Source organism: Nocardioides sp. zg-1230 (assembly GCF_013155335.1).
Classification (GTDB): Bacteria; Actinomycetota; Actinomycetes; order Propionibacteriales; family Nocardioidaceae; genus Nocardioides.
Map to the genome: position 1 here is coordinate 90,139 of NZ_JABJQZ010000005.1, position 21,564 is coordinate 111,702.

General features: G+C 74.0%; 20 protein-coding genes and 1 pseudogene. 13 read left to right on the top strand and 8 right to left on the bottom strand.

Annotated elements, in window-relative coordinates; all coding sequences use genetic code 11:
* Window positions 1–14: 14 nt before the first annotated feature.
* Window positions 15–785 (bottom strand): GAF and ANTAR domain-containing protein, encoded by a 771-nt coding sequence (locus HOO61_RS16360; protein WP_172260362.1) that lies wholly within the window; start codon window positions 783–785, stop codon window positions 15–17.
* Between the two features lie 110 nt (window positions 786–895).
* On the bottom strand, window positions 896–2,119 hold the full coding sequence (locus tag HOO61_RS16365; RefSeq protein ID WP_172260364.1) for an ROK family transcriptional regulator: 1,224 nt from the start codon (window positions 2,117–2,119) through the stop codon (window positions 896–898).
* Window positions 2,120–2,209: 90 nt separating this feature from the next.
* Here HOO61_RS16365 and zwf point away from each other — a divergent pair, with 90 nt between their 5' ends.
* From zwf to HOO61_RS16385, 4 genes are all read left to right on the top strand, one after another.
* On the top strand, window positions 2,210–3,688 hold the full coding sequence (gene zwf / locus HOO61_RS16370; RefSeq protein WP_172260366.1) for a glucose-6-phosphate dehydrogenase: 1,479 nt from the start codon (window positions 2,210–2,212) through the stop codon (window positions 3,686–3,688).
* Window positions 3,685–5,562 carry a phosphogluconate dehydratase gene (edd, locus tag HOO61_RS16375; RefSeq protein WP_172260368.1) on the top strand — a complete coding sequence of 626 codons (1,878 nt, stop codon included), beginning with the start codon at window positions 3,685–3,687 and terminating at the stop codon, window positions 5,560–5,562. The genes zwf and edd overlap by 4 nt, the downstream gene beginning before the upstream one ends.
* Window positions 5,546–6,175, top strand: a complete 630-nt coding sequence (gene eda / locus HOO61_RS16380; RefSeq protein WP_172260370.1) for a bifunctional 4-hydroxy-2-oxoglutarate aldolase/2-dehydro-3-deoxy-phosphogluconate aldolase — start codon at window positions 5,546–5,548, stop codon at window positions 6,173–6,175. The genes edd and eda overlap by 17 nt, the downstream gene beginning before the upstream one ends.
* A 119-nt stretch (window positions 6,176–6,294) precedes the next feature.
* Window positions 6,295–7,554 (top strand): family 16 glycosylhydrolase, encoded by a 1,260-nt coding sequence (locus HOO61_RS16385; RefSeq protein WP_172260372.1) that lies wholly within the window; start codon window positions 6,295–6,297, stop codon window positions 7,552–7,554.
* Here HOO61_RS16385 and HOO61_RS16390 read toward each other — a convergent pair whose 3' ends face one another.
* Window positions 7,555–7,812 (bottom strand): hypothetical protein, encoded by a 258-nt coding sequence (locus HOO61_RS16390; RefSeq protein ID WP_172260374.1) that lies wholly within the window; start codon window positions 7,810–7,812, stop codon window positions 7,555–7,557.
* Between the two features lie 64 nt (window positions 7,813–7,876).
* Complete coding sequence (locus HOO61_RS16395) at window positions 7,877–9,133, bottom strand: MFS transporter (protein WP_367650217.1); 1,257 nt, start codon at window positions 9,131–9,133, stop codon at window positions 7,877–7,879.
* A 176-nt stretch (window positions 9,134–9,309) separates the two neighbouring features.
* Between HOO61_RS16395 and HOO61_RS16400 the strand changes: the two genes are divergently transcribed.
* The 4 genes and pseudogenes from HOO61_RS16400 to HOO61_RS16415 all read left to right on the top strand — a co-directional run bounded on the left by HOO61_RS16400 (window position 9,310) and on the right by HOO61_RS16415 (window position 14,227).
* On the top strand, window positions 9,310–11,037 hold the full coding sequence (locus HOO61_RS16400) for a GAF domain-containing protein (protein WP_172260376.1): 1,728 nt from the start codon (window positions 9,310–9,312) through the stop codon (window positions 11,035–11,037).
* A 398-nt stretch (window positions 11,038–11,435) separates the two neighbouring features.
* Window positions 11,436–11,735 (top strand): hypothetical protein, encoded by a 300-nt coding sequence (locus tag HOO61_RS16405; RefSeq protein WP_172260378.1) that lies wholly within the window; start codon window positions 11,436–11,438, stop codon window positions 11,733–11,735.
* 16 nt (window positions 11,736–11,751) lie between these two features.
* Window positions 11,752–13,260: pseudogene (locus HOO61_RS16410) on the top strand (cation-translocating P-type ATPase); the annotation flags it as partial.
* Window positions 13,261–13,387: 127 nt separating this feature from the next.
* The gene (locus tag HOO61_RS16415) at window positions 13,388–14,227 is read left to right on the top strand and encodes a cation-translocating P-type ATPase C-terminal domain-containing protein (protein ID WP_172260380.1); all 840 of its coding nucleotides are present in this window, start codon (window positions 13,388–13,390) and stop codon (window positions 14,225–14,227) included.
* 26 nt (window positions 14,228–14,253) lie between these two features.
* On the opposite strand, the gene HOO61_RS16420 is transcribed toward HOO61_RS16415, so the two are convergent.
* Window positions 14,254–14,508, bottom strand: coding sequence for a DUF1918 domain-containing protein (locus HOO61_RS16420; RefSeq protein WP_253942518.1), 255 nt, complete (start codon window positions 14,506–14,508; stop codon window positions 14,254–14,256).
* Window positions 14,509–14,655: 147 nt separating this feature from the next.
* Here HOO61_RS16420 and HOO61_RS16425 point away from each other — a divergent pair, with 147 nt between their 5' ends.
* Complete coding sequence (locus HOO61_RS16425; protein ID WP_172261027.1) at window positions 14,656–15,366, top strand: response regulator transcription factor; 711 nt, start codon at window positions 14,656–14,658, stop codon at window positions 15,364–15,366.
* Between the two features lie 8 nt (window positions 15,367–15,374).
* On the opposite strand, the gene HOO61_RS16430 is transcribed toward HOO61_RS16425, so the two are convergent.
* Window positions 15,375–15,884 carry a class I fructose-bisphosphate aldolase gene (locus HOO61_RS16430; protein ID WP_216659036.1) on the bottom strand — a complete coding sequence of 170 codons (510 nt, stop codon included), beginning with the start codon at window positions 15,882–15,884 and terminating at the stop codon, window positions 15,375–15,377.
* 297 nt (window positions 15,885–16,181) lie between these two features.
* On the opposite strand from HOO61_RS16430, the gene HOO61_RS16440 reads away from it, so the two are divergent.
* Genes HOO61_RS16440 through HOO61_RS16450 form a run of 4 tightly spaced genes read left to right on the top strand, consistent with a single transcriptional unit; the run spans window position 16,182 to window position 19,613 of the window.
* Window positions 16,182–16,682 (top strand): hypothetical protein, encoded by a 501-nt coding sequence (locus HOO61_RS16440; protein WP_253942519.1) that lies wholly within the window; start codon window positions 16,182–16,184, stop codon window positions 16,680–16,682.
* Window positions 16,679–16,807: a hypothetical protein gene (locus tag HOO61_RS24590; RefSeq protein ID WP_301539075.1), complete on the top strand. Its 129-nt coding sequence runs from the start codon at window positions 16,679–16,681 to the stop codon at window positions 16,805–16,807. The genes HOO61_RS16440 and HOO61_RS24590 overlap by 4 nt, the downstream gene beginning before the upstream one ends.
* A 26-nt stretch (window positions 16,808–16,833) precedes the next feature.
* Window positions 16,834–18,399, top strand: a complete 1,566-nt coding sequence (locus HOO61_RS16445; protein WP_172260384.1) for a hypothetical protein — start codon at window positions 16,834–16,836, stop codon at window positions 18,397–18,399.
* Complete coding sequence (locus HOO61_RS16450; protein WP_172260386.1) at window positions 18,396–19,613, top strand: lipopolysaccharide biosynthesis protein; 1,218 nt, start codon at window positions 18,396–18,398, stop codon at window positions 19,611–19,613. Before HOO61_RS16445 ends, HOO61_RS16450 begins: the two co-directional genes overlap by 4 nt.
* On the opposite strand, the gene HOO61_RS16455 is transcribed toward HOO61_RS16450, so the two are convergent.
* Window positions 19,588–20,310 (bottom strand): class I SAM-dependent methyltransferase, encoded by a 723-nt coding sequence (locus HOO61_RS16455; RefSeq protein WP_367650218.1) that lies wholly within the window; start codon window positions 20,308–20,310, stop codon window positions 19,588–19,590. The two genes, HOO61_RS16450 and HOO61_RS16455, sit on opposite strands and share 26 nt — an antisense overlap.
* A complete protein-coding gene (gene rffA / locus HOO61_RS16460) occupies window positions 20,307–21,503 on the bottom strand; it encodes a dTDP-4-amino-4,6-dideoxygalactose transaminase (protein ID WP_172260388.1) in 1,197 nt (398 codons plus the stop codon). The genes HOO61_RS16455 and rffA overlap by 4 nt, the downstream gene beginning before the upstream one ends.
* Window positions 21,504–21,564: the final 61 nt, after the last annotated feature.

The window sequence follows — 21,564 nt, forward strand, 5'->3', positions numbered from 1 at the left end:
GCGTCGTCGCGGACTCATCGGGCGGGGACGCCTGCGGCGGGGACGCCTGCGGCGGGGCCCGGGGCCGCGCTCCGACCCTGGGGGACGGGCTCGCCGCGGCTCGACGCCTTCGCCGTCCCGACGGAGTCGACGAGCTCCTGGGCGACGACGCGCACCTTCAGGTTCTGCGTGCTGGCCAGGCGGGTCAGGTAGCTGAAGGCAGCGGGCTGGTTCATGCCGTAGCGCTCCATGATGATGCCGACGGCCGCGCCGATCAGCGTGCGCGTGCCGATCGCCGTGCTCAGCTGCTCGGTCTTGAGCACGTGGCCGAGGGCCAGCCCGGCATGGATGGCGAAGTGCTCGGCGACTCCCACCGACCCGGGGTCGATGTCCGACGAGGAGGTGGAGTGCAGGTTGAGGCAGAGGACGCCGTTGGCCCCGCTGAGCAGCCTCACGCCGATCTGGGACCGCAGTCCCAGCCGGGTCGCCTGCGCGATGTAGGTCGGCCAGCGCTGCTCGTGGCGGGCGTCGCGCACCACGACGAGCTCCTCCTCCGACGCCTCGACGCACGGCCCTTCGTGGGAGCTCGACTGCACCTCGTCGAAGGAACGCGCCAGGTCGGAACCTGCCGCGAGGGTCTTCATGGATCCGTCCGCGTGGATCCTCGAGACGCTCACGTGCTCGAACTCCGGGAGGCACCGCTGCGCCTGCAGCACGATCTCCTCGAGGGTCGCGGCGGGGTCGGTCTGCGCGTGCACGGACGCGGTCGCGCCCGCGACGGTGTCCATGGATGGGTCGCCAGGCATGCGCGCACTCCTCCGCTGGTCGCGGCCCGCGAGGGCGGCATGGGTTGGGGGCGACAGGATACGCCGCTCACCCCTGCCGCCGTCTCCGGATCTCTCGAGGTGCGACGCGCTCAGACCACCTGCCGGGCGAGCGCGGCGTCGACCGCTCGGGGGGAGAGCACCGAGTCGAGGGCGAGCCGCACGCAGCCGACCAGCCCGGCCCGGTCGCCGTACGCCGCCGGGACGACCTGGAGGTCCCGCCCCGCGAGGGCCGTGGTGGCGCTGAAGACGCCCTCGCGCAGGCCGGCGGAGAACGTGTCGAAGGCGCCGGCCATGTCGCCGCCGACGACGACGGTGCGCGGGTTGAGCACGGTGACCGTCGCGGCGAGCGCCGCGCCGATGTGACGGCCCGACTCGCGCACCACGGCGCGCGCCCGTCCGTTGCCCCGCTGGGCGGCGGCGACCAGGTCGCGCACGTGGTGGACGTCCGCACCGTCGGCGCGGAGCCGCTCGACCAGCGCCCACCCGCTCGCCACGGTCTCCAGGCACCCGGCCTCGCCGCAGCGGCAGCGCAGCTCGGCGGCGGCCGCGACCTTGACGTGTCCGAGCTGGCCGGCGGCGTTGCGGTGCCCGCGGACGAGCCGCCCGTCGGCGACGATCGCGAGGCCGATGCCGGTCGACGCCTTGAGCACGAGCGCCTCGTCGTGCTCGAGGACCGTCGGCTCGTCGTCCGCGCGGGCCGTGGGCATCTGCGACAGCGCCATGACCCGCATGTCGTTGTCGAGCGTGAGTGGCGCGCCGGTGACCTCCTGCAGGTAGGGCGCCAACGGGACGCCGTCCCACCCCGTGAGGGCAGGGGAGTCCACGCTCATCGCCCGCTGCGGATCGACCGTCCCGGCCAGCGACATGCCCACGCCGCGCACGTCGTCACCGCTCCGGCCGAGCTCGCCCAGCATGCGGTCGAGGTGGCTGACCACCAACGGCATCAGGACGTCGGGCCCGTGACCGGTCTCCTGGTCGAGGCTCACCGACGCGAGCTCGGTGCCGTCGAGCGAGCTGATCGAGAGCTGCGAGCGGCTGCGGCCGACGGCGATCCCGAGGACGAGCCCTGCCGCACCGTTGAGGACGAGCGTCGTGGCGGGGCGCCCCCCGGTCGCCGACTCCTCCTCGCCCTCCAGCACGAGCCCCGCCTCGGCGAGGGCAGTGAGGCGGGCGTTGACCGCGGTGCGGGACAAGCCGGTCGCCCGGCCGAGGGCGCCGCGCGTGGCGGCCTGGCCGGACCGGATGAGGGCCAGCACCTCGCCGGCGGTCGCCGCAGGCAGGACCGGCGGCGGGGGCGGGGAGGTCTGGGTCATGGTGGGCCTGATTGTGGCACCAGCAAATATGTCCTGAAAAGACGTAAGTTCCGTTGCATCAGGACGGAAGCATCCGTACGGTGGTGCGTCATGGACTCGATCACCCCCGTCGACGCCTGCGACTTCACCGTCTTCGGTGGCACCGGCGACCTGGCCCTGCGCAAGCTGCTGCCGGCGCTCTACCTGCGCGACCGTGACGGGCAGCTGCCCGACGGCTTCCGGGTCATCGGCGTCTCCCGCGCGGAGGTGGACGACGAGGGCTACCGCGCTCTCGTGGCCGGTGCCCTGCGTGAGCACCTGGTGGCCGAGGACCTCGACGCCGCGGTCGTCGAGCGGCTGCTCGGCCGCCTGCACCACGTGCGGCTCGACGTCGCCGACGTCGCCGCGTGGCACCAGCTGCACGACCGGCTCAAGGACGGCGCCGCCTCCGACGACGTCATCCGGGTCTTCTACCTCGCGGTCGCCCCGGGCCTGTTCGGGACCATCTGCGAGCACCTCGACGAGGCCGGTCTGGTGACCGAGCGGTCGCGCGTCGTGCTCGAGAAGCCGATGGGCACCGACCTCGCAACCGCCCAGCAGGTCAACGCCGCGGTCGGTCGCGTCTTCGAGGAGTCGAGCATCTTCCGCATCGACCACTACCTCGGCAAGGAGAGCGTGCAGAACCTCCTCGTCACCCGCTTCGCCAACACCTTCCTCGAGCCGCTGTGGAACAGCGGGTGGGTCGACCACGTGCAGATCACGGTCTCGGAGTCGATCGGCGTCGGTGACCGCGGCTCCTACTACGACCGCTCCGGCGCGCTGCGCGACATGGTGCAGAACCACCTGCTGCAGCTGCTGTGCCTGGTCGCGATGGAGCCGCCGACCTACGTCGACCGCGAGACCGTGCGCGACGAGAAGCTCAAGGTGCTCCAGGCGCTGCGGCCGATGACGCCCGAGCTGGTCGACCGCGACACCGTGGCCGGGCAGTACGCCGCCGGGCTGTGCGAGGGCCGCCCCGCGGCGTCGTACGCCGACGAGGTGGGCCACGCCAGCAGCACCGAGACCTTCGTGGCGCTGCGCACCGAGGTGCAGAACTGGCGCTGGGCCGGCGTGCCGTTCTACCTGCGCACCGGCAAGCGGATGCCCGAGCGGGTCTCGGAGATCGTCGTGGTCTTCAAGGAGCCGCCGCACGCGATGTTCCCCCACAGCGAGGGCCCGACCGAGCCCAACCGGCTCCACATCCGCGTCCAGCCCGACGAGGGCATGCGGTTGCACATGACGGCCAAGGAGCCCGGCCCCGGTGGCATCCGGCTGCGCCCGGTGTCGCTCGACCTCAGCTATGCCACCGCCTTCGGCGGCCGCTCGCCCGACGCCTACGAGCGGCTGCTCATGGACGTCGTGCGAGGCAACACCACCCTGTTCATGCGCCGCGACGAGGTCGAGGCCGCCTGGACCTGGGTGGCCCCCATCCTCGAGCGCTGGTCCCAGCCCTCGCACCGGCCCCGGAGGTACCCGGCCGGCACGCACGGTCCCGTTGCCGCCGTCACGCTCCTCGAGCGCGACGGCCGATCCTGGCAGGAGACAGAATGAGCACCAGCCCGAAGGTCCACCCGGTCGTCGCGGAGGTCACCGACCGCATCGCGCGGCGCAGCGCCGCCACCCGTGCGGCGTACCTCGCCCGCACCGACGCCGCGATCCAGACGGGCCCGGCGCGCGGCCGGCTCGCCTGCGCCAACCTGGCCCACGGCTTCGCGGCCGCCGACGAGCCCGTGAAGTCGGGCCTGAGGTCGGGTCGCAAGCCCAACGTCGCGATCGTGTCGTCCTACAACGACATGCTCTCGGCCCACCAGCCCTTCCGCGACGTGCCCGAGGTGCTGAAGAAGGCGATCGTCCGGGCCGGCGGCCTCGCGCAGTTCGCCGGGGGAGTGCCCGCCATGTGCGACGGCATCACCCAGGGACGCGCGGGCATGGAGCTCTCCCTGTTCAGCCGCGACCTGATCGCCATGTCGACCGCCGTCGCGCTCTCCCACGACATGTTCGACGCCGCGATGATGCTCGGCGTCTGCGACAAGATCGTGCCCGGGCTGCTCATCGGCGCATTGTCGTTCGGCCACCTGCCCACCGTCTTCGTGCCGGCCGGCCCGATGCCGTCCGGCCTGCCCAACGGGGAGAAGGCGCGCGTGCGCCAGCTCTACGCCGAGGGCAAGGTGGGGCGCGAGGAGCTGCTCGAGGCCGAGGCGGCGTCGTACCACTCGAAGGGCACGTGCACCTTCTACGGCACCGCCAACAGCAACCAGATGCTGATGGAGGTCATGGGCCTGCACCTGCCCGACGCGACCTTCGTGAACCCCGGCACCCCGCTGCGCGCCGCCCTCGACCGCGCAGCCGGCGAGCGTGCCGTGGCGATCACCCACGCGGGCGGCGAGCCCACCCCCGTCGGGCACCTCGTCGACGAGAGAGCGATCGTCAACGCCTGCGTCGCCCTGCTGGCGACCGGCGGGTCGACCAACCACACGATGCACCTCGTCGCGATCGCCGCGGCCGCCGGCATCACGCTCACGTGGGACGACCTGTCCGACCTCTCGGCCGCCGTGCCGCTGCTGACGCGGATCTACCCCAACGGCTCGGCCGACATCAACCACTTCGTCGCCGCGGGCGGTACGCCGTTCCTGGTGCACACGCTGCTCAAGCACGGCTACCTCCACGACGACGTGCACACGGTGTCGGGCCGCGGCCTCTGGCGCCACACCCGCGAGGCCCGCCTCGACGGCGACCGGGTGACGTGGGAGGAGGGCCCCAAGCGGTCCCTCGACACCGACGTGCTGCGCGCGGCGGACGACCCGTTCGCCCCCGACGGCGGCCTGCGGATGCTCTCGGGTCGCCTCGGCCGCGCGGTCGTCAAGACCTCCGCGGTGAAGCCCGAGCACCGCGTCGTCACGGCCCCGGCCATGGTCTTCGACGACCAGGCCGACTTCCTCGCCGCGTTCGCCAAGGGCCGCCTCGACGGCCGCGACCTCGTCGCCGTGGTGCGCTACCAGGGGCCTGCCGCCAACGGCATGCCCGAGCTGCACAAGCTGATGCCGGCCCTCGGCGTGCTGCAGGACCGCGGCCAGCGGGTCGCGGTCGTCACCGACGGCCGGATGTCCGGCGCCTCAGGCAAGGTCCCGGCCGCCATCCACGTCACCCCCGAGGCCGCCCTCGGCGGCCCGCTGGCGCGGGTCCGCGACGGTGACCTCGTCACGGTCGACGCCGACACCGGGGTGCTCGAGGTGGAGCTCCCCGACGCCGAGTTCGAACGCCGTGAGACCACCGGCCGCGCACCCCACGACGTCGAGTGGGCCGGCACCGGCCGTGAGCTGTTCTCCGGCTTCCGGGCCATCGTCGGCACCGCCGAGACCGGCGCCAGCGTCATCCGTCCCCTGCCCGCCCCCACCGAGGAGGCCCCCGTTGTCCAGCCCGTCTGACTCGCTCCTCGCGTTGGTGCCCGTCGTGCCGGTGGTCGTGCTCGACGACCTCGACCACGCCGTGCCCGTCGCCCGGGCCCTCGTCGCCGGCGGCCTGCCGGTCATCGAGCTCACCCTGCGCACGCCGGTCGCCCTCGACGCCATCGCGGCCATCGCGGCCGAGGTGCCCGACATCCTGGTCGGCGCCGGCACGATCACCTCGCCCGAGCTCGTCTCGCGCGCCGTGGACGCCGGCGCGCAGTTCCTGGTCTCGCCCGGCACGACGCCCGGCCTGCTGCGGGAGATGGCCGGCTCCGGGGTCCCGTTCCTCCCCGGCACCGCCACCGTCTCTGAGGCGATGACCGTGCTCGAGGCCGGCTTCAGCGAGATGAAGTTCTTCCCGGCCGAGGCCTCCGGCGGGGCGACGTACCTGAGGTCGCTCGCCTCGCCGCTGCCGGCGGCCCGGTTCTGCCCGACGGGCGGCATCACGGCCGCGACGGCGCCGTCGTACCTCGCGCTGCCCAACGTCGGGTGCGTCGGCGGCTCGTGGCTCACCCCGGCCGACGCGCTCGCCGCCGGTGACTGGGACCGCGTCGCCACCCTGGCCCGGGAGGCTGCTGCGCTCGGCGCCTGACACCCACCCGTCCCGCCGACAACCAACGGGACCTCCACGGCGTCTCAGACGCACCAGCACCACCCGCCGCGACCGACGGCCATCCGCACCACGTCGCGCTGACACCCGTTGAGGTCACCATGTCTGCCCGACGCCCCACCTGCCTGCCCACCCGTCGCTCCGGTCGTCTCGCGGCGTGCCTCGTGACGGCCCTCGTGCTGCCGGCCTCCCTGCTCGCCTGGTCGCCGGCGGGATCCGCCACCGACACGGTCGCCGTCGAGGAGGTCCCGGCCAGCACCAGCGTGCGCTCCACGGGCCACCAGCGCATCCGGCTCGAGGCTCTGCCTCAGGTCGTCCAGCCGGGTGGCGCCGTGGCCAGTCCGGCGGCCGCGCGGGCCGCGGTCGTCGCCACCCTCCGGCCGGTCCGGCCCGGTCGCCGGGTCCAGCTGCAGGTGCAGGAGGGGGAGTCGTGGCGGGCCGTCGCCACGAAGCGGCAGGACCGCCGTGGCCGGGCGCAGTTCGCCGCCGCCGCCGCGTCGGCCGACGGCGAGGCCCTGACCTACCGGGTCAAGGCGATGGCGTCGGCCTCCATGAGCCCGGTGAGGAGCACGCCGGTGAGCACCGCACGCTGGCTCCGCGCGACCTGGACCGACGAGTTCGACGGCTCGCAGCTCGACCCGGTCTGGAACCACCGCGGCCGGGAGTACGCCCACGGCAGCCGGCGCTCCTGCGCCAAGGGCGACCCGAGCGCGGTCAGCGTGGGCGGCGGCGCCGTGCGGCTCAGCGTCGTCAAGGACCCGGACGCCACGACCCGGTGCCGCATCGAGGGACGCGACGCCCGCGCCGGGCGCTTCGCCTACCGCCTCAACGGCCACATCGGCACCCAGCACGCCTTCGCCTTCCGCTACGGCGTCGCTGCCGCCCGCGTGAAGTTCCACCGGCTGCGCGGGCAGCACGGCGCGTTCTGGCTGCAGCCCGCCGACGGCATGCACGCGGGTGCGCTCGGCAGCGAGATCGACGTCGTGGAGTACTTCGGCGACCGGCACCCGCAGGGCGGGCTCGCCTCCTTCATGCACCGCTACGAGGGCAAGCGCCGCATCGCGTCGGGCGGCTGGATCGAGAACTCACGGTCCTTCCTGACCGGAAGGCGCGACGGCTGGTCGAAGAACTACCACGTCTTCTCGGTGGAGTGGACGCCCCGCATGCTCGTCTTCCGCATCGACGGCAAGGAGACCGGCCGGATGCGCGGGAAGATCTCCGCCGTCCCGCAGTTCCCCATCCTGAGCCTCATCGCCGCCAACTACGAGATCCCGAAGATCAAGGAGATGCGGCTGCCGCAGCACATGTACGTCGACTGGGTGCGCGTCTGGGAGACCGGCGGTGAGCCCGCCGTCGGGTGATCAGCCGCGGGCGCCGAGGCCGCGGTAGAGGTCGATCTCCGACCGCAGACGCGGAGGCAGCGGCGCCCCCACCTGGGCGAGGGCGGCCGCGTAGGCCTCGAGCGCCTCGAGCAGCTCCCGGCGGAGCACCTGCTGTTCGGCGAGCCGCTTGTCGTGCCGCGCCGCCTCGAGCACCCGCCGGGCTGTCAGGACGTCCTCGAGCAGCGACGACAGTCGCTCGTGACGCCCGGGTCCGAACTCCGGTCCTGCTTCCAGCATGGGACACCCGACCCGTCCAGCGGGGCAGCGGCGCGGTGCCGCAGCGTCGTGGACAGCCACCAACCTAGCGGTTGGCGCCCGTCGGCGTCGCCACACGAGGCGCGGCCGGCGCCGGCTCGACGGCGGACGCCGTGCGGAGCCGCTGCTGCTGGGTCGACATGAGTGCGACCGCGAGCACCGTGGCCCCGACGGTGACGGCGAAGGCCGCCGTGGCACCCGACTCGTCCGCGAGACGGCCGGCCAGGCTCGAGCCGAGCGCATAGCCGAGGCCGGTCGCGCTGGCGAGCGTCGTCATCGCCGCACCGACGCGGGCGGCCGGCACCACCCGCTCCGCGAGGGAGAACACGGCGATCATGTAGGGCGCCACGGCCACGCCGAGGAAGAGCACGGTCGCGGCGGTGCCGGCCAGTGAGCCGACGACCAGCAGGGGGAGCGAGAGCGCGAGGAGGGCCCATGCCGCGACCAGGGCACGTCGTTCGTGCCCGACGCGCTCGGGGACGTACGCCGTCGCGAGGCCGGCGAGCGCGCTCCCGACGCCCAGGGTGGCGTGCACCAGCCCGGCCACGCCCGGCGTGCCGGCGTCGGTGGCCAGCACGGTGGCGCCGGTCTGGGTCGCACCGAAGAGCATGCCGATGCAGACCTGGGCTGCGACGAGGACGACGAAGGCCGCGCCGAGGAGGCGGCCGGTGCCGACGGGCCGGTCGGCGTCGTGGGCCAGGCGTGCCGACGGGTCGAGCGCGAAGGCCGATCCGAAGACCGCCAGCAGCACCGCGGCCAGGAGCAGGGCGCCGGAGGGGGAGAACGCCGCGACCGACAGGCCCACCAGCGCGGGGCCGATCGCGAACGACGCCTCGTCGGCCGCTCCCTCGTAGGAGAACGCAGCGTCCACGAGTCGACGCTGGTGCGTTCCCGTGGCGCGGGTCAGCGGGCGCCACCGCACGCGCGCCAACGGCCCCACCTGCGGGAGCACCAGCCCGGTGGCGGCCGCGGTGAGCACGACGAGCGCGTCCGTGGTCTCGGCCCCGACGACCGCGACGAGTGCGGCCAGGCCGGTGGCGCCGAGCAGCGACTGGACGAGGACGACGGGCCGCTGGCCGACGCGGTCGGCGAGCGAGCCGGCGACCGGCGCCCCGACCGCGTTGGCCACGGCGAGAGCGCCGGCGCTGAGGCCGCCGAGGCCGTAGCTGCCGGTCGCGGTGGAGACGAGGAGGAGGGTGCCGAGCTGGCTCATGGCCAGCGGCAGGCGGCCCACGAACGCCACGAGGACGTAGGTCGGACCGGCGATCGACAGGAGTCGTCGGTAGGAGGCGAGGGGTGTCACGAGGGTCCTTCGGGTGCGTCGGCAGGACGCGCCGAACCCACCTCCAAGGACGCGTTGAACCCTCTGCGTCGCCCAGTCTAGGAGCGTCGGCTGCGCGACGCGGAATCGCCGGGGTTCCGGTGGCGCCGGGCCCGGAATAGGCTGGCCGGCGTCTCGGGCCGAACGCGTGGAGGGCGATGCAGGACAGGGACGCAAGCGGCGAGGAGCCGCCCGACCGCGTGCTGGCGGAAGTCGGCTTCGACCGTCTGCTCCGCGAGGTGCTCGCGCGCGTGCGGGAGGTCGTCGACGAGAAGGCCAGGCTCGGGCACCTCCTCGACGCGGTCGTCGCCATCACGTCGGAGCTCTCGCTCGACGGGGTCCTTGCCCGCATCGTCCGGTCGGCGAGCAGCCTCGTGGGGGCCAGGTACGCCGCTCTCGGCGTCCTGGCGGACGGGCCGGACCGGCAGCTGCGCACCTTCATCCACCACGGCATCGACGGCGAGGTGGTCGAGCAGATCGGCGACCTGCCGACCGGGCACGGCCTGCTGGGCGTGCTCATCGACGACCCCCGTCCCCTGCGGCTGGGGGACATCGCCGCCCACCCGGCGTCGTACGGCTTCCCCGAGCACCACCCCGAGATGACGTCGTTCCTCGGCGTGCCCGTGCGGACCCGGGAGCGCGTCTTCGGCTTCCTCTACCTCACCGAGAAGGACGACGGGCAGGACTTCACGGAGATGGACGAGGACGTCGCGGTCGCCCTCGCGGCCGCCGCGGGCGCCGCGATCGAGAACGCCACCCTCTACGAGGAGGCGGAGCGTCGCCAGGCCTGGCTGAGTGCCACCGCCGAGGTCATCTCGCTCCTCTCGGAGGACACGTCCACCGAGACCGCGCTCCAGGCCGTGGCCGACCGGGCCCGGACGGTGTCGGGCGCCGACGTGGCGTGGGTGGTCAGCGCCTCCGACCCCTGCGACCTCCACCTCGAGGTGGTGGCCGGAGCACCGGTCGACCGGGAGGCGATGAGCGCACTGCCGATGGAGGAGTCGCTCGCGAGCCTGGTGGTGCGCACCGGCGTCCCCGTGTCGGTGGACGACGTCGCCACCGACCCGCGCGCGGTGGACCCCTCCTCGGTCGACGGCTGGCCCCGGCTCGGCCCGGTGATGGTCCTGCCGCTGCGCTCCGGATCGGGCGTGGACGGCGTTCTCTCGCTGGCCTGGACGCCCGGGCGGATCGACGACTACCGGCGGGTCGACCCGGCCCTGCCGACGAGCTTCGCCGAGCAGGCGGCGCTCGCCCTCCAGGTCGCCAGGATCCGCGAGGACAGGAAGCGGATGTCGCTGCTGGAGGACCGCGACCGCATCGGGCGCGACCTGCACGACCTCGTCATCCAGCGGCTCTTCGGCGTGGGTCTCGGGCTGCAGAGCACCGTGCAGATGGTGTCCGCGGACGAGCCTGCGCAGCGCCTGCGCGAAGCCATCATCGACATCGACGACACGATCAAGGACATCCGTCGCACCATCTTCGCCCTCGGCAAGCTCGAGACCTCCACCGACCTGCAGAGCGAGATCGAGAACCTCGTCGAGCGCGCCGCCGCGACGATGAAGCTGCGGCCCAGGCTGCGCCTCGAGGGGCCGGTCCGCACCACCGTGCCCGACGCGGTCGCCTCCGACCTCCTCGCGGTGGTGAGCGAGGCACTGACCAACGTCAGCCGGCACGCCCACGCAACGTCGGTGGACGTCCGGGTGGCCGTCGCCCACGACATGCTCGAGGTGAGCGTCGCCGACGACGGGCGCGGGATGCAGCAGGGCGTCCCGGAGAGCGGGCTGCGCAACCTGCGCGAGCGGGCAGCCCGCCACCGGGGCGAGCTGGTGGTGGAGTCCGAGGTCGGGTCCGGCACGACCGTCACCTGGCGGGTCCCGATCGGGTGACGGGGTCCCGGGCCGAAGGACCCGGGCCCCACGGCGGGCGCCATCCCGGGTCGGGGTCCCGGACGTGGTGGGACGTTGGTCCGTTGCGCCTGCCTCGGCCGTGCACTGCGATGGGAGTCACACCGGGGGACCGGGTGCCCCGATCGCCGACGCTCTGCAGCCGTACGCCGCGCTGCTGTGAGGCACGAGGGTCGGACGGGGCACCCGGCGGTGGGGCCGGTGGACGAACAGGAGGGGACAGATGGATCGGCAGCAGGAGGGGGCAGCCGGGGACGGCGGCAGGGTGGCCTCGGCAGACGTCGAGCAGTCAGGGGCCGTCGCGTCACCAGGGGACTCGATCGCACGTGCCGTCGTGCCTGCGAAGGGGGAGGAGTAGGGATGGTGCAGGTGATCGTGGGGTGGCCGACGTGACGGCCGACGTGACGATGGACGACCGGCTGACCAACCAGGAGCTGAGGGAGGCTGCAGACCGCCTCCTCGCAGACCGGCGTGACGTGCCCGCGGGCTCTGTCATCAGGACGTTCTCGAGGTCCGTGCGAACCACGCTCCTCGACGGCTTCTCGACCTCCGAGGTCGTGGCGGAGGCCGAGCGGAGGACCAGGGAGCTCCTCGCCCAGCGTCCGGCGGCACGCCCCCACCTGCGCATGTGGGCGGGCGTGGGCGTCCTCGCCGTGCCGCGACCGCGCCGGGTTCGGTGAACGTCACCGGTCGACGATGGGAGCGCTGGCCTCGGCGGCCCTGAGCTCTGAGGAGGCTGCTCGTCGCCTCCGGGCCGTCGGCCCCAACATCGCTCCGGCCAGCCCCCGGCGCAGCACCGCGCTCCGCGTCGCCGACCAGCTGCGCGACCCGATGATCGTGCTGCTGCAGCTCGCCGCCGTCCTCGGCGCCGTGCTGCGCGACTGGCCGAGCACGGTGATCATCCTCGCGGTGGTGGTCTTCAACACCACGGTCGGGGTCCGCCAGCAGCACCGGGCCGACCGCGTCATGGACGAGCTCGAGCAGATGGCGGCGCCCACCGCCGTCGTCCGTCGCGACGACGAGCTCGTGACGGTGCCGGCCGGGGAGGTCGTCCCGGGTGACCACGTCAGCCTCACGGCCGGCGACCTCGTCCCGGCCGACGCGGTCGTCCTGCAGTCGCACGACCTCGAGGTGGACGAGGCCCCGGTGACGGGGGAGTCGCTCCCGGTGCCGCACGGTCCCGGCGACGAGCTCGTGGCCGGGGGTCGGACCACCCACGGCCGCGCCGTGGTCGAGGTGACCCGCACCGGGGCGAGCAGCAGCCTGGGCCGGATCGCTGCGATGCTGCAGGAGGGCCGGTCCCGGCCGACGCCGCTCCAGCGGCGACTGACGGGCCTGAGCCGCGGCCTGGCGGTGCTTGTGGTCACGCTCACGGCGGTCGTCGTCCTCATCGGGCTGGTCCAGGGTCGCCCGTGGGGCGAGATGCTGCTGGTGGGGCTGAGCCTGACCGTGGCGGCGCTGCCCGAGTCGCTGCCGGACGTCGTGACGATCGCGCTCGCCGTCGGGGCGCACCGCATGGCACGGCGCCAGGTCATCGTGCGCGCGCTGCCGGCAGTCGAGACGCTGGGGTCGGTCACCGTCGTGGCGACCGACAAGACCGGCACGATCACGGAGGGGCGCATGCGGGGCCAGGCCCTCTGGGTCGCCGGGGCGCGTCTCGACGTCGGGAACGACGAGATCCGGGCCACGGACGGCGCCCGCGTGGTCCCTCAGGCTGCGCTCGAGCGCCTGCTCCGCGACGTCGTGCTGTGCAACGACGCCACGACCGGCGTCGGTGAGGCGGGCACGACGCGGGTCGCAGGTGACCCGCTCGACCACGCCGTCCTGGAGCTCGCGTCCCTGTCGGGCCTCGACCTCGAGGCCACCAGGGGCCGCTGGCCACGGACCGGTGAGGTCCCGTTCGACCACGCCGCCCGGCGCATGACGACCCACCACCTGGGCCCGGAGGCGGGGCCGCTGACCGTGTGCAAGGGTGCTCCGGAGGCGGTCCTGGCGCTCCTGCCGGCGAGTCCCGCGGACACGGGTGCGGCACGGGGCGCCGTCGAGGACATGGCCGGCAGCGGCCTGCGCGTGATCGCGGTGGCCGACACGGCCGACGGCGCGCAGTGGCGCCTGGCCGGGCTGGTGGGCATCGGCGACCCTCCCCGGTCCTCGGCGGTCGGGGTGGTCCGCACCCTGCAGAGGGCTGGGATCCGGCTCGTCCTGGTGACGGGGGACCACGCCGGGACCGCAGGTGCCGTCGCTCGCGCCGTGGGCATCGCCGAGCCGGGCGACCCGACCGTGGAGGGCAACGCGCTGGCCGAGGTGCCGCTGGAGCCGGCACGAGCTGACCGTGGTGGCACGGGTGGCCCCGGAGCAGAAGGTGCATGTCGTGCAGTGGCTGCAGGAGGCCGGCGAAGTCGTCGCGATGCTCGGCGACGGCGTGAACGACGCGCCTGCCCTGCGTCGTGCCGACATCGGCGTCGCGGCGGGCCTGACCGGGACCGGCGTCGCCAAGGAGGCCGCCGACCTGGTGCTCGCCGACGACGAGCTGGCCTCGGTCGTGGCGGCGGTGGAGGAGGGGCGACGCATCTTCGCCAACATCCGGTCGTTCCTGCTCTACGCCGTGTCGGGCGGCCTCGCCGAGGTGGCGGTCATGGTGGCCGGCGGGCTGGTCGGGCTCGCCGTCCCGCTGCTGCCCGGACAGATCCTGTGGATCAACCTGCTCACGCACGGGATGGTCGGGGTGGCCTTCGGGGCGGAACCGCTCGACCCCCGGCAGATGGCCCAGCCGCCCCGTCCGCCGACGGAGGCGGTCTTCACCCGGCCCGCCCTCGTCCGGTTGGTCGTGGTGACCGCTGCGCTGGCAGCGGCCGCGCTCACGGCAGGGGCGCTCACGCACGGCTCGGACGACCTGCGCCGTACGGCGGTCTTCGTCGCGCTCGGAGCCGGGCAGCTGGGCGTCGCCCTGGCGCTGCGTGCGTCGCGATCGGGCGCCGGCGCCTCGGGGCGTGGACTCGAGGTGTCGGTGCTGGGGGCAGCGCTCCTCATGGCTGCGGCAGTGTGGCTGCCTCCGCTCCAGGCACTCCTGGACACCCGCTCGCTGCCGCTGGACGTCGCGGTCGTCGCGGTGGCGGTCGCTGCCGTGCCCGGTGTGCTGCTCCGCGTCTGGCTGCGCACCCGCCCGCGGTAGGAGAGGCGCGAGGGTCAGGCGTGAGGTCAGGTCTCCGTCCCGGCCGCGCCCGTGAAGTGCTCCACGAAGGCGTCCGCCCCGGGGTACACGAGCGCCTCGTGCCCGCTGTCGGACCACCGCACCACGTAGGGCGGCGTGCCGTCGGGGTGGCGCACCTCGAGGATCTCGGCATCGCGGACCGGCCCGTGCAGGCTGCGGACGACGAGCCGATCGCCTGCCGATGCGTGCAGGGAACCGTCGTCGCCCCGTGCCGTGGTGCTGGTGCTGGTGCTGGTGCTCATGGTCTCTCCCTCTCTGGTCCGCCGGGTCCGGCTGGTCCGGACACCAGACTCGTGCGGAGCGGGCGGATCGAAACAGTGCCGTTCGGCCCGGTGGAAAGGGGATGTAGGGCCGGAGCCATTCGGCCCGGGCGGGGTTACCGTCGATACATGGAGGACCGACCAGCTCGCGTTCCGGAAGCGGAGGAACCCATCACGGTGTTCCTGCTGGACGACCACGAGCTCGTCCGCCGCGGCGTGCGCACCCTGCTGGACTCCGAGCCCGGCATCGAGGTGGTCGGCGAGAGCGGCACGGCCGGGGAGGGCGCCGTCCGGATCACGGCCCTGCGCCCCCGCGTCGCCATCGTGGACGGTCGACTGCCCGACGGCTCGGGCATCGAGGTGTGCCGCCAGGTCCGGTCGGCCGACCCGGGCATCGAGGTGCTCGTCCTCACCTCGTACGACGACGACGACGCGCTGTTCGCCGCCATCATGGCCGGCGCCTCGGGCTACGTGCTGAAGCAGATCAGCGGCGGCGACCTCGTCACGACCGTGAGGCGGGTGGCGGCAGGTCAGTCGATGCTCGACCCGGCCGTGACGGACCGGGTGCTGCACCGGCTGCGGCACGGCACCGAGCGGGACCCGCTCACCCAGCACCTGACGCCCAAGGAGGAGCAGGTCCTCGGGCTCGTCGCCAAGGGGATGACGAACCGCCAGATCGCGGAGAACCTCGGCGTGGCGGAGAAGACGGTGAAGAACTACGTGTCGACGCTCCTCGCCAAGCTGGGCGTCGAGAGCCGGACCCAGGCGGCGGTGATGGCGGCCCGCCGCCCGACCTCGAGGAACGGCCGGCCGGACCGGCCGGACCGGCCGCACCGGTGAGGGCCGGGTCAGCCGACCGTCGCGGGCTCCAAGCTGCGTGACCAGCGTCCCCGGCGGGCGAGTCCGTTCATCCGAGCCCGGTGCATCAGGGCGGCCTGCGCGTGCTGACGGTCGTCGGGGCGCGCCGCCCAGGCGTCGAGGACGGGCGCCTGCAGGGCCCTGCCGAAGGAGAAGCTCAGCTCCCACGGCTGGGGACCGGTCCGGTTGAGCGCGTCGAGCCGGGCGGTGGCCTCCATCGGTGTCTGGCCGCCGGAGAGGAACACCAGACCCGGCACCGAGGCGGGGACGGTGTCACGCAGCACCCGGATCGTCGCCGCCGCGATCTCGTCGTCGCCCACGTCCTGGCCGGACTCCGATCCCGGCAGCACCATGCTGGGCTTGATGAGGATGCCGGTCAGGTCGACGCGCTGTCGCACGAGGTGGTCGTGGACGGCGTGCAGCACCGCACTCGTGACGACCGAGCACCGCTCGAGGCTGTGGCCGCCGTCCATCAGCACCTCCGGCTCGACGACCGGCACTGGCAGCTCAGCAGGTCTCGAGCCTGACGCCGCAGCGCCGCCCGGCCGAGGCACGCAGGCCGTTTGCCTCTGGTCGGCCCGGCACCGCGCCGGAAACTGGACGCATCAACGACCACGGCACCAGCGCGGCGGGCCCACGAGGGGGAACGATGACCGCCTTCGTCGACCGGGTGGTCGCGACGTGGTGGTGCTCGGCATCCCCCGGGGCGGCGTACCGGTGGCAGCAGAGGTGGCGCGATCGCTCGGCGCCCCGCTGGACGTGATCCCTTCCTCCGCGCCACCGCCGACGACGAGGTGGTGGCGCTGCTCGAGGAGGCCCGGGGCACCCCGGCGCCCCGTCCGACCACGGTGGTCGACACCGACGTCGCCGTTGCGGACGGGCCTGCCGTGCTCGAGGGCCACCTCCACCTGCCCGCGGACCCGATCAGCACGGTGGTCTTCGCGCACGGCAGCGGCAGCAGCCGTCACAGCCCCCGCAACCAGTACGTCGCCTCGGTGCTCAACGACGCCGGGCTGGGCACCCTGCTGCTGGGCCTGCTGACCCGTCACGAGGAGCAGGACCGCAGCCACGTCTTCGACGTCGTGGGCGCCGCTGACCAGATGGTGCTGCGCCTGAACCGCGAGGCACAGGCGCACCTGCGGTGCCCGAACCGGCTGGCCGTGGTCGAGGGAGCCACGCACCTGTTCGAGGAGCCGGGCACCCTCGACCGCGCCGCCGCGCTGGCCCGTGACCGGTTCGTCGACCGGCTCGGCGCGAGCCCTCGGCCCGGGGTCGACCAGACCGCGGAGCGCCGATGACGCTCTCGCCGCGCCACCAGGCACGCCGCACCCGCGCGACCGAGCTCCGCGAGCTGCAGGAGGTCGAGGAGCTGCGCTGGCTGGCCCGCCCGCGGGAGCTCGAGACGGAGCCGACCGGCCTGTAGTCGTGCGGGGCCCCTAGGGTGTCCGCGTGCCTCCTCGTCCCGACCGGTCCGACGGCGTCCGGCCCGGTGGGGCCTCCCGGCTGCGCGCGATCGACCCGCTGGTGCCCGTGGTGGCGGTCGTGTCGATGGTCGTCTACGTGCTGCACGGGTTCGAGGGCATGCTGACGCGCGACCTCGGCATCTACAGCTACGCCGGCCAGCAGGTGGCCGAGGGCGTCCCGCCCTACCTCGGGGTCCTCAACCGCGCCGGGCCGCTGGCGCACGTGCTGCCGGGGGCGGGTGCGCTCGTCGCTCGCGTCGTCGGCCTGGACGACCTGATCACCATGCGGGTGCTCTTCATGCTGATGGCCACCGCGGCCGTCTGCGTCGCCTACCTGCTCGGACGCGACCTCTTCCGATCGCGAGCCGCCGGGCTCGTGACCGCGGGCGCGATGCTCGCCTTCCACGGCTTCATCCAGTACGCCTCCAACGGGCCGCGCGAGAAGACGCCGATGACGCTGTTCGTGCTCGGCGCGCTGTGGGCGGTGACGCACCGGCGGTGGTTCACTGCAGGCCTCCTGACCAGCTTGGCCACGCTGTGCCTGCAGACGGCGTTCTTCAGCACCTTCACGGCCGTGGCGATCGGCGCGCTCCTGCTCGCACAGGGGGAGCGGCTGCGGGCCCTCCTCCGGGTCGCCGCAGGAGGGCTGGCGCCGGTGGCCGTGCTCGCCGCCTGGTTCGCCCTGGCCGGGTCGCTGCGCGCGGCGTGGGACGGCTTCTACGGCATCAACCGCCGCTACACGGTCCCCAACCCGCTCGACGCGGAGCGCGAGATGGTGTGGGAGGACCTCCACACCGCGTTCGGTGCGTCCGTGTGGTTGCTGTTCGCCGGGACCGCGCTGCTGGTGCTGGTCTCGCTGGCGGCCGTGTCGCGCCGGGCCCGGACCGCCGAGCCGGGCCTGGCGGTGCTGCCCGCCATGACCGCCGGCCTCGCTGCCGGGGTGTGGTGGATCCTGCAGGAGTACGACGCCTGGGCCGACCTCTTCCCGGTGCTCCCGTTCGCGGCCCTCGGGCTGGGCGCGGCCTTCGCCGTCGCCACCCACGGGCTCGCTCGCGGTCCACGCCGCGTGGTGGCAGCGGTGCTCGCCGGCGCCGCGGTGGTGATGGCGTTGACGTACTCGGTCTCGACCCGCGACGACTCGCTGGAGGACCAGCGCGAGGCCACCGACGCCGTGCTCGCGACGCTGCCCCCGGGCGCCACCATCACCTCGGTCGAGGCGCCGCAGCCGCTGGTGCTGACCGGGCGCACCAACCCCACGCGCTACCAGATGTTCCGCAGCGGGCTGCAGGACTACATGGAGGACACGTGGCCGGGCGGCCTGGACGGGTTCAAGCGCGACCTGGTCGCCGACGAGCCCGACCTCGTCGCGGTGGGGGAGACGGTCTCGCAGCGCTGGCGGGCCTCGATCCAGCCCGACTACGTGTACGTCGGCAGTGCCCCGCTGTGGCAGTGGTACGCCCGTGCCTCGCTGGGTGAGGACACGATCGCCGACCTGCGAGAGGCTGCCGGCTACGACCCCGACGACCGGCACGCCGAGCCGCTGGTCCCATGACGCGGCGCCGCGCCCCGCTGCTGCTCGCTGCCGGCTCGGTGGTGAGCGGGCTCCTGGCCTACGTGCTGTTCGCGCTCGTCACGCGCGGCCTCGGCGCGGTCGCCGCCGCACCGGTGTCGGTGCTCTGGACCGTCTGGGCGCTCGCCGCCGCCGCGTTCACCTTCCCGTTGCAGCACTGGATCGCCCGCTGCCTCACGGCCGGACGCGAGGGCGACGTGCGCGGCTCGGCTGGCCAGGTCGGAGTCATGGTCGTGGCGGCAGCCGTGGCCACCGGCGGTCTCGCCTGGGTCTTCCGCGACCGCCTGTTCCACCGCGACGACGCGTGGTTCCCCGTGCTGGTCGTGCTGGTGGTCCTGGGCTCGGCCGCCGTCGGCGTGCTCCGGGGGGCACTGGCGGGCCGCGGCCGGATGGGTGCGGTGGCGTGGAGCCTGGTCGCGGAGAACGCTCTGAGGTGCGTCCTCGTGGCCGTGCTGCTGGCGGCGCAGGTGCACGACCCCGTCGCCCACGGCCTGTGCCTCGTCGCCGGCTCGCTCATCGCGCTGTGGCCGGGCGCGTGGCGGTTCGGCGGACCCACGACGGACCGGCCGGGCTCCCTGGCGTTCCTGGGCGGTGCCGCGACGGGACAGCTGCTGGCGCAGGTCGTGCTGACCGGGGGAGCGGTCGTGCTGGCGCTCCTCGGTGGCTCGCCCGCGGAGATCACGGCGATGTTCGCGACGCTGGCGCTGTTCCGCGCGCCCTACATGGTGGTGCTGGGGATCCTGCCGCAGGTCACCCACCACGTCACCGGTCTCGTCGTCGCGGGCGACCACCCCGCGCTCCGCTCGCTCGCGCGCCGGCTGGCGGTGCTCGGTGCCGTGACCGTGGCGCTCGGGGCGGTCATCGGCGCGACCGCCGGGCCCCTCCTGGTGCGGGCGGTCTTCGGTGGCACCGTCGACGTCGGTGCCGGCGTGGCCGCGCTGGTCGCCACGGGGTGCGCGCTCGCCCTCGTCAACGTGGTGGTCATGGTGGGCGCCCTCGCGCTCGACCGCCCGGGGCGGGTCGCCGGCGCGTGGGGGCTCGCGGTCCTGGTGGGCGCCGTGGCGCTGCTCGCGACGACGGCGTACGTGCCCGTCGAGCGGGTGGCGTTCGCCTTCCTCGCCACCGAGGTCGCTGCCGCGGCGTTCCTCGCCGTGACGGCCTCGACGGTGCTCAGGGCCGGTCGGACGTCGGCCTGACGGCTGCGACGAACACCGACGAGCCGAACGGCAGGTCACGCCGGCGCAGGACGCGCGCCTCGGCCCGGCACACCCCCACGAGCGCCCGGTCGACGCGCGGCGAGACCTCCGGCAGGCGCGAGTCGTCGCCGGCCGCCGGACGGACCCGGCGCCTGAGCCGCTCGGCCGCGAAGAGCGGGAACACGCCGCCGAAGGCGTACGTCGCCCGCACCACCTGCATCCCGGCCCCCTCGACCAGCGCGAGGATGCCGGAACGGGTGTAGCGCCGGTGGTGGCCCGCCCGCACGTCGTGGTCCGACCACGCCCACTGGTAGGCCGGGACCGAGAGCAGCATCCGCCCGCCCGGCACCAGCACCCGCCGCAGCTCGGCGACGGCGCGCTCGTCGTCGGCGCAGTGCTCGACGACGTCGAACGCCGAGACGACGTCGAAGGTCGCGTCACCGAACGGCAGCTCGGTCGCCGACCCCACGACCCCCTCGCCGGGGCGCAGGCCCTCGGGGAAGAGGTCGAGGCTCACGTGCTGGCGCGCACCACGCATCCAGCCGACGCTGGGGGCGTCCGCGCTGCCGACGTCGAGCGTGCGTCCGGGGGCGGCGAGGTGCGGCGCCATCACGGCCGCGAGCAGGTCGGTGCGGGCCCGGTGCCACCAGTATCCCTCGCGGGTCAGCGACGACGAGCCGGGCTGGGCGACGCTCACCGCTCCGGGAGTGTGACGGTGCTCGCCTCGAGGAAGGAGGCCACCACCCGGTCGAGGTCGGGGTCGGACAGGTTGTTGTGGAAGGGCAGGCGCAGCAGCCGCTCGCTGACGTCCTGCGAGACCGGACAGTCCGTCGGGCGCACGGCGAACGAGCGCCCGGCGTCGGAGGTGTGGAGCGGCTGGTAGTGGAAGGTGGCCTGCACCCCCGCCTTGCGCATCAGCTCCAGCACGTCGTTGCGGCGGTCGCGGTGGGACAGCAGGACGTAGAACATGTGGTGCGCCGCGCCCCGGTCCTCCGGCACCCGCATCACCTCGAAGCCCAGCTCGTCGGCGTACGGCGCCAGCGCGGCGGCGTAGCGCTCGCTGACGCGCTGCCGCTTGGCCTGCACGGCCTCGCGCTGCTCGAGCTGGCCGAGGAGGTAGGCGGCCAGCACGTCGGACAGCCCGAACGAGGAGCCGGTGTCCTTCCACGTGTACTTGTCGACCTGGCCGAGCATGAAGGCGTGGCGGTTGGTGCCCTTGTCGTAGAGCACGCGGGCGCGGTCGACGTCCTCCGGGTCGTTGAGCAGGAGAGCGCCGCCCTCGCCGCAGACGAAGTTCTTGGTCTCGTGGAAGCTCAGGGTCGCGTAGCGGCCCAGGCTGCCCAGCGGCTCGCCGCGCCAGGTGCCGAACAGGCCGTGGGCGTTGTCCTCGACCAGGCGCACCTCCGGCCACTCGGCCAGCACGTCGCGGATCCCCTGCACGTCGCAGGCGACGCCGGCGTAGTGCACGATCACGACGGCGCGCACGTGCTCGTCGAGGAGCGTGGCGAGGTGGGCGGGGTCGAGGCCGAGCGTGTCGGGCTCGATGTCGCAGAAGAGCAGGCCGGCGCCCTGCCGGGCGAAGGCGAGCCCGGTGCTGGTGAAGGTGAACGACGGGACGATGACCGTGTCGCCCTCCTGGAGGTCCATCAGCATGGCCGACAGCTCGAGGGCGGCCGTGCACGAGGTGGTCATCAGCACCTCGGCCGAGCCGGTGTCGGCCGCGAGGACCTCCGCCGACCGTCGAGCGAAGTCGCCGCCCGACGACAGGTGCCCGCTCCGGACGGCCGCCTGCACGTGCTCGAGCTCGCGCCCCTCCACCGAGGCGACGTTGAACGCGATGTCCGGCAGCTCGCCGACCAGGTCGTGCTCGAGCTCCTGTGCATGTGCCACGACGGGCACCTCCCTCTGTCCTTCTCGTGTGTCCGGGCCTTCTCGTGTGTCCGGGCCTTGT